General features: G+C 39.8%; 14 protein-coding genes. All 14 read right to left on the reverse strand.

Features of this window, described 5'->3' with window-relative positions; all coding sequences use genetic code 11:
* Window positions 1–26 precede the first annotated feature (26 nt).
* Window positions 27–674, reverse strand: coding sequence for a phosphatidylserine decarboxylase (locus tag GXZ13_00210; GenBank protein NLX74270.1), 648 nt, complete (start codon window positions 672–674; stop codon window positions 27–29).
* 6 nt (window positions 675–680) lie between these two features.
* The gene (gene gyrA / locus GXZ13_00215) at window positions 681–3,128 is read right to left on the reverse strand and encodes a DNA gyrase subunit A (protein ID NLX74271.1); all 2,448 of its coding nucleotides are present in this window, start codon (window positions 3,126–3,128) and stop codon (window positions 681–683) included.
* Window positions 3,129–3,222: 94 nt separating this feature from the next.
* Window positions 3,223–3,753, reverse strand: a complete 531-nt coding sequence (locus tag GXZ13_00220; protein NLX74272.1) for a nitroreductase family protein — start codon at window positions 3,751–3,753, stop codon at window positions 3,223–3,225.
* 20 nt (window positions 3,754–3,773) lie between these two features.
* Window positions 3,774–4,241, reverse strand: a complete 468-nt coding sequence (locus GXZ13_00225; GenBank protein NLX74273.1) for an Lrp/AsnC family transcriptional regulator — start codon at window positions 4,239–4,241, stop codon at window positions 3,774–3,776.
* Window positions 4,242–4,354: 113 nt separating this feature from the next.
* Window positions 4,355–5,572 carry an FtsX-like permease family protein gene (locus GXZ13_00230; GenBank protein NLX74274.1) on the reverse strand — a complete coding sequence of 406 codons (1,218 nt, stop codon included), beginning with the start codon at window positions 5,570–5,572 and terminating at the stop codon, window positions 4,355–4,357.
* Window positions 5,569–6,273, reverse strand: a complete 705-nt coding sequence (locus GXZ13_00235) for an ABC transporter ATP-binding protein (GenBank protein ID NLX74275.1) — start codon at window positions 6,271–6,273, stop codon at window positions 5,569–5,571. Before GXZ13_00235 ends, GXZ13_00230 begins: the two co-directional genes overlap by 4 nt.
* Window positions 6,274–7,482: an efflux RND transporter periplasmic adaptor subunit gene (locus GXZ13_00240; GenBank protein NLX74276.1), complete on the reverse strand. Its 1,209-nt coding sequence runs from the start codon at window positions 7,480–7,482 to the stop codon at window positions 6,274–6,276. It abuts the gene before it with no gap.
* Complete coding sequence (locus GXZ13_00245; GenBank protein ID NLX74277.1) at window positions 7,475–8,746, reverse strand: TolC family protein; 1,272 nt, start codon at window positions 8,744–8,746, stop codon at window positions 7,475–7,477. Before GXZ13_00245 ends, GXZ13_00240 begins: the two co-directional genes overlap by 8 nt.
* The gene (locus GXZ13_00250) at window positions 8,747–10,153 is read right to left on the reverse strand and encodes a cell wall metabolism sensor histidine kinase WalK (protein ID NLX74278.1); all 1,407 of its coding nucleotides are present in this window, start codon (window positions 10,151–10,153) and stop codon (window positions 8,747–8,749) included.
* Window positions 10,150–10,842 (reverse strand): response regulator transcription factor, encoded by a 693-nt coding sequence (locus tag GXZ13_00255; protein NLX74279.1) that lies wholly within the window; start codon window positions 10,840–10,842, stop codon window positions 10,150–10,152. Before GXZ13_00255 ends, GXZ13_00250 begins: the two co-directional genes overlap by 4 nt.
* 188 nt (window positions 10,843–11,030) lie before the next feature.
* Window positions 11,031–11,603, reverse strand: coding sequence for a hypothetical protein (locus GXZ13_00260; protein ID NLX74280.1), 573 nt, complete (start codon window positions 11,601–11,603; stop codon window positions 11,031–11,033).
* A gap of 186 nt (window positions 11,604–11,789) precedes the next feature.
* Window positions 11,790–12,338 carry a 2-oxoacid:ferredoxin oxidoreductase subunit gamma gene (locus GXZ13_00265; protein ID NLX74281.1) on the reverse strand — a complete coding sequence of 183 codons (549 nt, stop codon included), beginning with the start codon at window positions 12,336–12,338 and terminating at the stop codon, window positions 11,790–11,792.
* 13 nt (window positions 12,339–12,351) lie between these two features.
* Window positions 12,352–13,098 carry a 2-oxoglutarate oxidoreductase gene (locus GXZ13_00270; protein NLX74282.1) on the reverse strand — a complete coding sequence of 249 codons (747 nt, stop codon included), beginning with the start codon at window positions 13,096–13,098 and terminating at the stop codon, window positions 12,352–12,354.
* A 13-nt stretch (window positions 13,099–13,111) separates the two neighbouring features.
* A partial coding sequence (locus GXZ13_00275) for a 3-methyl-2-oxobutanoate dehydrogenase subunit beta (GenBank protein ID NLX74283.1) occupies window positions 13,112–13,579 on the reverse strand: 468 nt, incomplete at its 5' end.

Below are 13,579 nucleotides of genomic sequence, written 5' to 3' on the forward strand. Positions count from 1 at the left end.
TATTAGGTTTTTTAAAGGAATATTCTTTAATTTTCTATTTCGTGTATTTCGTGCTGGCAATTCTTTAACACTCCAATCACTGTTTCTCCGGCGACAACCCTGTCACCAAGCACCACTGAGGGTACCACGGAAGTTGGAAGATAAATATCAACCTTTGATCCTAATTTTATCATACCGTAGCGTTGACCTCTACTTAAAGTGTCACCATTTTTTACTCTGCAAACTATTCTTCTAGCAAGTATTCCTGCTATTTGTGTGAGCAAAAATTTTCCATGCTTTGATTCGGCTCCCACATATAAACGTTCATTTATTTCAGATGCTTTAGGTGCTATTGCAAACCATTTTTTCCCTGGCACGTACCGGATAAATCCGACCGTTCCATCTACAGGGAAACGGTTTACATGGACGTTTAAAGCATTCATAAATATGCCAATTTTAATGGTTTTTCCGGTGTATTCATGTTCCGCTTCTTCAATCTCTACTACTTTCCCGTCAGCTGGGCTAAGAAAACCTTCAGATGATTCGGGAAGTCGTTCCGGATCACGAAAGAACCATATGGTTATAGCCAAAGGCAGCAATAAGAACATTGATATGTATGGTGAGATAAACCATGAACCTACCACCATAAATAGCAATCCGCCTATGGATGGATAGCCGTCACGTGCAAACTTCATAAGACCTTATTCCTTATCTTCATCATTTCTTATTATACTTACATCTGCCACTGTATCGCCCTGATCGAGCCTTACTATAGTGTATCCAGTAGCAGTACGACTTAAGCTGGACACTTCTCCCGCATTAATTCTAACCATGCGTCCCTTGCTGCTTATTACAACTATCTCCTCGTCATCGGCAACTCCCCAAGCACCTAGCATATCTCCTGTTTTCTTAGTGAGTTTCATTGCTCGCACTCCGTAACCGGCACGGTGTCTCTGAGTAAATTCCGAATATGGTGTTCTTTTGCCTATGCCAAATTCACTCATAAAGAGAACCATTTTACCTTCTGTTACGATGTCACAACCGACCAATACATCTCCTTCGGCTAGTCTTATACCACGTACCCCCTGAGCTTGTCTGCCTAACGGACGGAATTCTTCCTCTGTTACTCTTAAAGTCTGTCCTTTTGCTGTCGAGAATAACAACTCATCAGAACCGCTTGTTATCCTAACACAGGAAATAACGTCATCTCCTACTAAACCAAGAACCCGACGTCCGGCTCTTGTAAGTCCTTCTAACTCCTCGATGGGAAGACGTTTGGCCGTACCATTGCGAGTCACAAAGAAAACGTACTTGAGCCCCTCAAATTGACTGTCTTTTATCGCAACAACTTTCTCATCTTTTTCGAGAGTTATTATTGTTCCTATCAATTTACCTTTTCCGGACTTTGTCTGGGGGATTGTGAAACCTTTTACTCCAAAAACTCTGCCTTTGCTGGTAAATAGGAAAAGGGTCCTATGCGTGTTTGTAACAGAGAGGAGAGATACTTCGTCTTCTGCTTTTGGCGTTACACCTTTTACGCCTTTACCACCACGAGATTGCACCCTATAATCTTGAAGCAACATACGTCTTATATAGCCGTCATGGCTCAGTGCAACAACGATGTCCTCTTCAGGGATTAGATCTTCATCAGCGACTTCTCCTATATAATCTTCTATTTCTGTACGACGTTCATCAGCATATTGCCTTCTAATTTCTAGAAGTTCTTCTTTTACGACAGAATCCAAAATAACAAGGCTATTAAGAATGCTGTTGTAGCGTTCTATATCCATTAGAAGCTGTTTGAGTTCACTGTCAAGTTTTTCTCTTTCAAGACCGGTAAGTCTCTGTAATCTCATATCGAGAATTGCTTGTGCTTGTATTTCGCTAAATTCAAGTAGTTCTGTTAGTTTATTTCTTGCTGTAGCTGCATCGCTTGATGCTCTTATTATCTTTATTACCTGGTCAATAACTTCTAATGCACGAAGGAGTCCTTCTACTATGTGTGCACGTTCTTCCGCTTTTCTAAGTCTAAACTCTGTTCTTCTTCTTATGACAGTTCTGCGATGGTCAAGAAAAACATGTATCATCTCTTTAAGAGAAAACTCTTTTGTCTCTCCATCCAATACTGCCAAGTTTATTACCCCAAAAGTACTTTGCAGCTGTGTTCTTGTATAAAGTTGTCTCAACACCAGATTCGCGTCAGCATCACGCTGGATTTCGACAACGATACGCATACCTTCTTTATCAGATTCGTCTCGAAGATCCGATATCCCGTCTATCATCCCTGTATGCACAGCATTCGCTATTGTTTCAATAAAATTAGTTTTATTTACCATGTAAGGAATTTCGGTTATTACTATGCACTGTCTTCCCTTACGCACTTCTTCAATGTCAACTTTTCCTCTTACTACAATTCTTCCTCGGCCGGTTCTATAGGCATCAACAATTCCTTCTCTTCCGAGGATAATTCCTCCGGTCGGAAAGTCTGGTCCGGGAATTATATTCATTAGCTCTCCAAGCTCTATTTCGGGATTCTCAAGCACAGCACAGCAAGCATCTATTGCCTCTCCAAGATTGTGAGGAGGCATGTTGGTTGCCATACCAACAGCTATTCCAGTGCTTCCGTTGATTAATAGGTTTGGTATAACGGTGGGAAGAATTACGGGTTCTTTTAGCGATTCATCAAAATTGGGCATCCAGTCTACTGTTTCTTCGTTGATATTCGTCAGCATTTCTTCTCCAAGAGCATGAAGTTTTGCTTCGGTATAACGCATAGCAGCTGGGGGATCTCCGTCTATCGAACCAAAGTTACCCTGTCCTTCTACAAGAGGATATCTCATATTAAAATCTTGTGAAAGTCTTGCCATCGCCTCGTAAATTGAGGAATCTCCGTGTGGGTGATATTTACCCATCGTGTCACCAACGATACGAGCAGATTTTCTTGTAGGCTGATTATGCCGTATCCCCAGTTCCAACATATCATATAAAATTCTACGTTGGACGGGTTTAAGTCCGTCTTTGGCATTAGGCAGAGCTCTGCCTACAATAACGCTCATTGCATAATTCAGATAACTTGTCTTTATTTCTTCCTCCAGCGGAAGAGTTTGTATCTTGTGTGTTTCAAATACATTTCCTTGCTTATTGTCCATTAAAAAACCTCCGACACTAATCCAAATAATAAACGGCGGATGACCGCCGTTTAGTTCACAGCCTATGTTATTTTACCACGAATAAACTAAGGTTTCACCATTTATTTACATGTAGTGATGTGGGGATAATTCCTTTATGGGGGTCTTTTGTCTCTAACGGATGCCCTATCGCTGCAATTGCCAACACACCTATGCTGTTTGGAATCTCAAGAACTGTTTTTATTTTATCTTCTAAATTATTGTTAGAATGTCTTACTCCAATCCAAACAGAACCTAATCTCAATGCAGTCGCAGCAAGCAATAAATTTTCCATCGCTGCCGCACAATCATGCTCCCAGTAGTCAAGCTTTTCTCCATCACGTTCCAACTCTCCACAAACAACAATAGCGAGAGGTGCCGTTGCAAGCATCTTGGCATGTGGGTGTATTTTTGCAATGTAATTTAACTTTTCCTTCTTTGTGAGTACTATGAAGTGAAAGGGCTTTAGATTGTGTGCGCTCGGAGCAGCACTAGCACACTCCAAAAGACATTCTATTTCCGCCTGCTTAATAGACAGCTTTTCATTAAATCTACGAATGCTTCGTCTTGCGAGAATATTGTCTATGGCTGGATTTGAATTATCTATCAAGAATAAACTCCTGCTTTCTATGCACCAGGTTGCTTTGGCACATTAAGAGGCCGCCCTGCAATGGGTGACGACAATACAACTGCTGTCGTAGTCATTCCTAAAACACCCATCTGGTTTATAACATCTTCCAAGTGTCCAACCGAGGTTACAGCTACTTTAAGAATTATTACATCTCTGCCGGTGATATGATGACATTCCAATACTTCTGGAATGGAAGTTGCCAGTTCATCAGCTTGTGACAGTTGAGCAACAGGAACAACCAAATTTATAAAAGCCATTATCGGATATCCTATACGTGAATGGTTTACCACAGCCTTGTAACCTAAAATCACACCAGCCTCTTCCATTCTTCGAACTCTTTCCGCTACGGCCGGAGATGATAGTCCAACTCTTCGTCCCAGTTCGTTAAATGAAATTCTGCCTTCTTCTTGTAAAGTTTTAAGTATTTGTTTGCCTATATCATCTAACAACTTGTTGTCATACATTTTTTATTTCTCCATTCTTAATTTATATTACTAATAAGCTAATATCACTTTAATATCTTAGGCACTCAACAGAAAAAATACACGTGTATTTTACTTATATTTCTGAAAGCACATTATTCATATTTGAGTGCATCGATAGGATTCAAAAGTGAGGCTTTCCAAGCAGGATAATATCCAAAGCCTATCCCAACCATTCCTGAAAAGAGAAAAGCTAATAAAATTGATGACACTGTGAATATGGGGGGAGCCTCAGTAAATGAGGAGAGAGCATATCCGGCAAAAATACCCAATATGATCCCTAAAATTCCACCAATCATTGAGAGTATGACTGCTTCCGTCAAAAACTGAGCCCTTATGTCTATCGCTTTAGCTCCAACTGCCATACGCACTCCGATTTCTCGAGTTCTTTCAGTGACAGAAACAAGCATTATATTCATAATGCCTATTCCCCCTACAACAAGCGATATTACCGCTATCGAACCAAGCAACATAGACATTATTGTTGTGGTTTTGCGTCTGGCTTCCAGCATCTGGCTTATGTTTCTGACGGAGAAATCATCGGCACTACCCGGTCTGATTCTGTGACGTTCGCGCAATAAAGCTTCTGTTTCGCTCTGAATATATTGTAAGGCGTTCATTGAGACGCCCTTAATGTAAATATTTCCTATACGTCCCGGGGTGGTCCAACGCACCAGTCTTTTTTGTGCCGCTGTAAGTGGTACTAAAACAATGTCGTCTTGGTCACTTCCTGTCTGTGACTGTCCTTTAGAAGCGAATACCCCGACGATAGTGAATGGGACATTATTTACTCTTATGGAGTTGCCTAAAGGGCTCTCTCCAAAAAACATTTTTTCTACTATTGTCTCTCCTATAACAGCTATTTTAGCGGACTGTCTTACATCGCTCTCATTAATATCTCTGCCTAATGCAATCTCTCGGTCTTGTACATTAGAATATTTTTCAGTGCTTGCGATAACTCCAGTAGTCCAGTTCGTATTCCCATATACCAGAGTAGCAGATGTATTTATCATAGGAGCAACGGCTTCTATCCCTGAGACTTCACGCTCTATGGCTTTTGCATCGTCATATGTTAGATATCTCATTGTATTGCCTGTTTGTTGGGCAGAACGATCGGGATATACCATTATAAAATTGCTACCGAATGATGATATTTGTTCATCAATACTCTTATTGGCTCCTGCTCCAACTGCAAAAGCAGCAATAACCGCTGCGACACCTATGATAATACCTAGAGCCGTCAGCATAGATCTTGTTTTATTCCGTTTAAGCGCTAAGACAGCAGTCCTTACTATCTCAATTGAAGAGATCATTGTATTGGCCTCCTGTCCTTGTTTATTTTATCTGCTGTAATTATTCCATCCTTAAAATGGAGGATTCTCTTTGCATATTTTGCTACGTCTTGTTCATGTGTTACAAGGATTATTGTTATCCCTTCTTCTGTGTTTAATCTACAAAAGAGAGACATGATTTCATCACTTGTCTTCGAATCCAAGTTCCCCGTGGGTTCATCCGCTAAAAGAATCGGTGCTTTATTTACTATTCCACGTGCAATGGCCACTCTCTGTTGCTGTCCTCCCGATAACTGGGTCGGCTCATGATAAATTCTATCCGAAAGTCCCATCTCTATAAGGGATTCTTTGGCTCTATCATGACGTTCTTTTCTTTCTATGCCCGCATACAGCAATGGGAGCTCTACATTTTCCAAAGCACTTGTCTTTTGCAACAAATTAAAGCCTTGAAATACAAAGCCTATCATTTTATTTCTTATAGTCGCCAATTGATCGCTCTCCAGCATACTAATATCTTCACCGTTGAGCAGATACGTGCCTTCTGTCGGTTTATCCAAACAACCGAGTATATTCATAGTAGTAGATTTGCCTGACCCTGAGGGACCCATCATTGCGACAAATTCTCCCTCTTTTACTGATAAATTGACACCATGCAAAATTTCGACCTCTTGATTGCCCAACTTGAAACTTTTTCTTATGTTCTTTAACTCAACCAGAGGCATTTATTTGCCCTCTGCTGATACTACTATTCCCGTAATAACAGTATCTCCTTCGGAGAGTCCTGATAGCACTTCTGTCCTCTGTCCGTCTGTTATCCCTTTTTTAACCTCTGTACGAACTGGAGCTTTTTTCTCTAACAGATATACGGTGGGGACTGTGTCACTTGCCACATTTAATCTTCGACCGCCGCCACCAGCACCACGTCCCGGTCCCATTGGCATGTCTACTTTGGCAGAAGGATCTACAGGTTTAAATCTAAACGCGCTGTTTGGAACAACTAACACTCCTTGGGCCTCTTGTACTATGAGAGATACGTTTGCAGTCATGCCCGGCATTAGCATCCCGTTTCTATTTTGTACTTTTACAATTACTGTATATGTCACGACATTACTGGATGTCGTAGGTGAAAGACGAATTTGCGTTACTTTCCCCTCAAATACTTCTGTGGGATGTGTGTCTACCGTAAACTGAGCTTTTTGCCCTTCTTTGACTCCTCCAATATCAGCTTCATCTACATTTACTTCAACTTGCATCTGGTTTAGGTCTCTTGCTATTGCTGCTATGCTGGGAGTCTGGTAGCTGGCAGCCACGGTCTGTCCTGAATCTACATTTTTTGCAATTACCACACCATCAACAGGTGAATAGATTTTTGTGTATCCCAAGATTATTTTGCTCTTGGCTAATGAAGCCTCATATTGCTGTATTCTGGCTCTAACTGCGGCTACCTGTGCTTCCGCTGTGAGGAGTGCTTTTTTATCTGCGTCTACATCAATCGTTGCAACAAGGTCTTTTTGAGCGAGCATTTCAGTCCTTTTGTAATTTTTTTGAGCATTTTCCAGAACGGCTTGGTAATTCATCAAATCAGCTTTAGCGGACATCAGGTTGGCTTGTGCCTGTAATACATCTGCTTCTTGTGTCTGTGAATCTATCTCCGCTATCAAATCACCTTTTCTTACTACGCTGTTATAATCAATAAAAACATTTTTTACTGTTCCCGAAATTTGTGTACCCACATCTACTGTTTCAACTGCATCTAATGTTCCAGTGGCCTCTATGACGGAGCGTAAATCAGTTTTTGTGACCTTAACTGTTTTATACTGTATTTCCGATTTTTTCCCGCTAAAAAAATAATAACCGCCAAGTGCGATTATAGAGAATAATATTAACGTCAGTATTATGTTCCTATTTACATTCTTCCTTTTATTATTCATTTTTTAACTCCCCCATCGCCTTTTCAAGCGTTAATTGAGAAACCTTATAATCATAAAGAGACAATATGGTATTAGTTTGAGCTGAAGCAAAACTCTCTACGGCGTCGGACATTTCAAGACTATTGCCTACTCCAGCTTCATACCTTCCCTCAGCCAACTTGTATGTTTCCTGGGCTTGTTTTTCAGCCTCCCTCGAAGCTGAAAGAGCTTCTTTGGCCTCTTCTAAAGACTGCCAAGCTTTTTTTACCTCAAGAACTATTGAGTTTTCAAGCCCTCTTTTTTCTGCATTTATCGAATGTAAATCTGCTGTTGCCGCTAAAACCTTTCCCTTTGTCAAACCACCGTCCAACATGGGCAAGTTAACAGAAACCTTAGCAGTCCACCCATCTGTTTCAAATGGGGAAGAGCCGGCCCAGCTATATCCTGCAGATGCATTGATACTTGGCAATAGTCCCTTCTTCTCTATGGCTAGTGATGTTTCTGCATATTCTACTCTCTTTTTCTTTGCCGATAAGTCCGGTCTGTTGATAAATGCCGTGTTGACTGCTTCTTCTACTGCAACATTGCTATCACTTATATCTAAAACATCTTTTACGTTTTGTATTTTTAATTTTGCATCTCCCATTTCCGTAGCAAGCTGAACTCTGCTCTGCTCTATAGCAGATTCTGTACGAACAAGTGCAAGCTTTGAATTGGCAAGATCTGTCTCTGCTTTCGTAACCTCAATTTTTGGTTTCTTCCCAGCTTCATAAAATGATTTAGCCCAATTAAGACGTTTACGATAATTTTCGTATCGTATTTCTGCCACTTTATTGCGCCTTATTGCACTATTTAAAGAGTAGTATGCAGCTCTTACGTTAGATATCACTTTGTTCTTTGCGGCCAAGTAATCATATTTTGTCGCCTCTGTTTCCAAAATTGCGTTTTCTACATTCAACTTCCGTCTGTCCCAATCATATATTGATTGGTCAAGGGTAACAGATGTTCCGTAGGAACCAGTATCTCCTACTGTAGTTGAGCTTCCTTTTCGTGTGTAACCGACCGATCCAGAAAGCTGAGGAACTCCTGTTGATTTTTTTTGTATAATTGCCGCCTCTTTGGATTCAATTTTTCTGCTTGCAACCTCAAGGTCCGGATGATTTTTTAATGCGATATTAACGCACTCTTCTAGCGTTAAAACCTCCGAGGCAAAAAGACAGCTTGCAGAAACAAAAAGAAACACTGATGCCACAAAAATTCTTTTTATAAATGAATAGGCTTTCAATTAAAACAACTCCTTATTTATTTTCAAAGGTATTTTGATTGTAAATTTAGAGCCTACGCCCTCTGTACTTTCCACACTTAACGTTCCTCCGTGACCTTCGATGATGGCTTTCGCAATTGCCAAACCAATACCCATCCCTCCACTCGCTCTGGAACGGGACTTGTCAGTCCTGTAAAAGCGTTCAAAAATATTGGGAAGGTCTTGTGCAGAAATCCCTATTCCACTGTCTTTAACCGACAACTCAATCACATTCCCTATATTTTTCAGGGACAGAGTAACGGTATTCTCCTCATCCGTATAGCGAAGAGCATTCGATAGAAGATTCCCAACAGCTTGGTTTATTTTTTGGATATCTACAACTGCCACTATGTTCGGCTCAATCTCACGCAGCAAGGTTACTGATTTATTTTGAAATAAGGGATCGTAGAGAAGCAAGGATTTTTCTAATTCATCAGACAAATTTGTTAGAGACAATTCAAGGTTATCATCTCTTTCTTCTAAAGCAGAAAGAGTTTCTACTTCAGAAATGAGCGCGGATAGCCTATCTATTTCCTCTACTGTTAGATCTAAACGTTCTTCAGTTGCTTCCCAAACTCCATCCGCAAAAGCTTCTAAATGAGATTTTATTATTGCGACTGGACTACGAAGTTCGTGAGCTATATCTGACATTAGCCTTATACGCAATAGTTCTTGTTCTTGCAAGTCTAAGCCGAGCTTTCTAATGCTTTCAATCAGCACCTGAATCTCCGTTATATTTGTTTTAATTTTAGAATCTAAGTTATAGCTGCCCTTACTGATATTTAAAGCTCGCTTTGCTATGCTCAATATAGGACGACTTATTTTCTCTGCCATTAAAAAAACAATAAAAATCGAAATTATTATCATAAAAGCCACAGAGATATATAAAATCTTATTAAATCTTTTGAGAAACGCCTCTTCAGGTCCGTTTTTAAATGATATGACTGTAAAAGAAACGCTCCCTATTTCGCGTCCTTGGCTTGTAAGCTTATTGCTAAAAGTCAGAAGTTTACTTGCATTTAGATTCGATCTGTTTCTGTTTAACGGTGCTCTCATGCGTCCGCCATGGTGCCTACTTTGTTTTGAAAATGTTCTTATATGAGCACCATTTTTGTCATATACAGTTGCTTCTATAATCGGCCAATGTAAAAAACCTCCGTGAATTTTTGAGATAACCTCGTCATTCCAAAAACCACAGCGGTTATAAATCGCTTCTAAAAAGAGAGTCGCTTCTTGTCTATCTTCTGACAATTTATTTTCTACAAAATGTTTAAATTGCCAATCCAGGAGTCTTGATATAGAGACAGGAATCACCAGCATGCATATAATAACTATTCCCACATATGTAAGTAGCATTTGAGTGCGAAGTGATATTTTTTTATTTATCATCTTTGGTTCTCCGTTATTTTATAACCGAAACCATGAACAGTCTGAATATATCCATCTTCTTGGTTCGGGTCGCTTAGTTTTTTCCTGATATTTTTTATGTAGCTGTCTATTGAGCGCTCAAACCCCACATATTCATATCCGAGCGCACAATTTATCAATTCGTCCCGGCTCCAAGTTTTCTTAGGACGTTCCGCTATTTTTGAGAAAATTAAAAACTCATTTCGAGTTAGCGGGATGGTCTCTCCCTCTTTTTTTACCGTAAAATTATCCATGTCTATAGTTAAAGTGCTACCAACATTTATTGTTCGTGTCGACTGCGACTCTATTGCATCTGGTCTTCTCAGGTTGGCCCTTATGCGAGCCATAAGTATTTTAGGGCTGAATGGTTTTACAATATAATCATTCGCACCGGCATCAAGACCCAAAACCACGTCATTTTCTCCACTTTTTGCCGTAAGCATTATAATCGGAACATTTGAGCTCTTACGAATTTCTTTGCAAACATCTACTCCATTTTTTCCGGGAAGCATGAGATCAAGAAGAACTAAATCAAAAGCCGGGTTAGCGTAAAAAAGCTCTAAAGCTTCTAGTCCGTCTGTAGCTATTTCTACTTCATATCCATCTCGTGTAAGGTAAGCTTTTTCAACTTCAGCTATTGCCGGTTCGTCTTCTATTATAAGAATCCTCATTCAACTTCCCTCCTCGTATATTAAAATTTTAAGACATCATAATGCATTATGATAGGGTTATTATACTTAAACTACTAATGTTTTCCTCTTTCATCCATCCGATTTTATGTTTGCACTACTCTTTAATTTCCAAGCGGAGCAAAAAATTTTGCTCCGCTTTTTAGGGAAGTGTTGTTCTTATTTTTAATCTAGTATCTCCTATGTCTTCTAGGACCTTCTCTGTGTTCATATTTTCCGGGATTTTCTAGTCTGTCTTCAAATTTCATATCACTAAATTCTGCTCTCAAGGTGATTAGCTTCTTATGTAAAGTACGAAGTTTAGCCTCATTCGGTTTTTCTTTATCATATTCTTTTGACATATCTTCCCTTGCTTTTCTCATTTTTTCAAAAATAGCCTTTTCCTTTTTTGTCAGATTGAATCTTTCATCGCGTCTACCATAGAACGCTGGATTTTTTAAGTTTTTTTCAAAACGCTCTTCTGATATTTCTTGCTGCAATTTTTGAATTTTCTGATGTAACTCTCTGGCCTTTGACTTATCCGGCGAAGTTTTAGTCAATTCATCTCTTAATTCAATATGGAATTTTCTTACTTCTTCGTGTTTTGCTCTAACTTCAGGGGAAATGTCCGCTGAATCGTGTCTTTCGTGCCTGAAATGAGCGCGAGGACCACAAGATAAACCAGGTCCTCCATAATTCTGATAAGCCGTGGCACCGCTTGCATAAACAAAAACAAGAGCTAAAGCCAACATGTATTTTTTCATATTTAATACCTCCATATTTTAATCTTTTGTTCGTTGTTCTGTTCCCTTGTAAAGAACAATAACAGAGAGATATGATGATTTTATGATTAAAATATGGGGATTTTATGGAGATATAAAAAGGTGGGCTGCTATTTAGAAATAGCTGCCCACCTTTTTATGTCTTACTCGTTTTTTATAAAAAAGAATTTAACCTAGTACTGCTTCTCGTCCAAGCTCATAGGCTTTGAGATTGCTTTCTAGAAATTGTGGTTTAATTGCCCCCAGTTTAGCAGCTATAGTCGCTCTGGCTGTCTCATCAGTAATATAATCTGAAACCGCAATGAGAGCTCCTAGCATCACTACATTTACGGAACGGGGATTATTTACTCTCTCCGCTATTTGAGTTGCATGAATGGGGACGACCTTAATGTCATTGCGAGTAGGATTATATGTCGCAATATCTTCATTATATATTAAAATTCCACCCTGTTTGACGGTCTGTTCATATTTCTCGAGAGAGGGTTGATTGAGAGCTATGACAACATCAGAAGCCGATATGAAGGGAGAACCTATCTCTGTATCACTGATGGTAACAGAACAATTGGCTGTCCCACCGCGCATTTCAGGTCCATATGAAGGAAGCCATGAAACATAGCGCCCCTCTTCTATTCCTCCATATGCGACCAACTGACCAAGCACCATAACGCCTTGTCCTCCAAAGCCTGCACAAAAAAGTGTCTTTAAAAAATTTCCCATCTTTAATACCTCTCTACTCGAAATCTTTAAATAGGCCTAGAGGATAATAAGGTATCATCGATTCTACGACCCAATCACACGACTTAAGAGGTGACATGCCCCAGTTTGTAGGACATGTTGATAAAACCTCTACCAATGAAAAACCCTTGTTGTCTATTTGGTTTTGAAAGGCCTTTTTAATTGCCCTCTTAAGCGAAGGTAAATGAGCAGGCTTTGCTGCAGATACTCTTTCTATATAAGCTGGTCCTTCCAATGTTTTTAACATTTCACACATTCTCATAGGATATCCTGCTTTTTGTGGATCGCGACCATCTTTAGTGGTGGTTGTTTTTTGACCTATTAAGGTTGTTGGTGCCATCTGACCACCAGTCATACCGTATATTGCATTGTTTATAAAGATAACGGTAATATTTTCTGAGCGGTTGGCGGCATGTACTATTTCAGCAGCTCCTATCGATGCAAGATCACCGTCTCCCTGATATGTAAAGATTAATCGGTCTGGACGAACACGCTTAAACCCTGTAGCCACTGCAGGAGCACGTCCGTGAGGTGCTTCAATATAATCTATATCAATATAGTTATACATCATGGCCGCACAGCCAACAGGGGCAATCCCTGTTGTTATTTCTTGTATGCCAAGTTCATCAATCGTTTCACATATAATTCTGTGAACTATTCCGTGTGTACACCCGGGACAGTAGTGTGTGTGAACATCTTTAACCCAACTTTTGGGTCTTTCATATACTATTTTTTCCGACATTATTTTTCCCTCTCTATCGCAATTCCGTAAATATTTTTCGAACTTCTCGTTCTATTTCGCTGACAGTGGGACAGATTCCTCCGGTATGACCAAAGAAACTTACGGGAATCCTGTATTTTACAGCAGATTCGACGTCCTTCTTCATCTGCCCCCAGTTCATCTCAACGTCAAGCACATGCTTGCATGTGGGAATCAAACCTTCGAATTCTTTTTCTGGGAAGGGGCTAACCAACAGAGGACGGATAAGTCCTACCTTAAAACCTTCTGTACGAAGCTTGTCTACTACACTCCTTGCTATACGGGCTACCGTTCCAAATGCAGATATTACAACATCTGCATCTTCCGTTTTATATGTTTCACAATCCGTTTCGTTTTCTTTAATAAGTTTCCATTTTGCCTCAAGGTGCTTGTTATGACGCTCTAATTCCTCAGGGTCGAGAATTAAACTATGTAAAATAGTTCTCTTGCCCCTCTCTTTCAT

Source organism: Synergistaceae bacterium (assembly GCA_012728235.1).
GTDB lineage: Bacteria > Synergistota > Synergistia > Synergistales > Synergistaceae > JAAYFL01.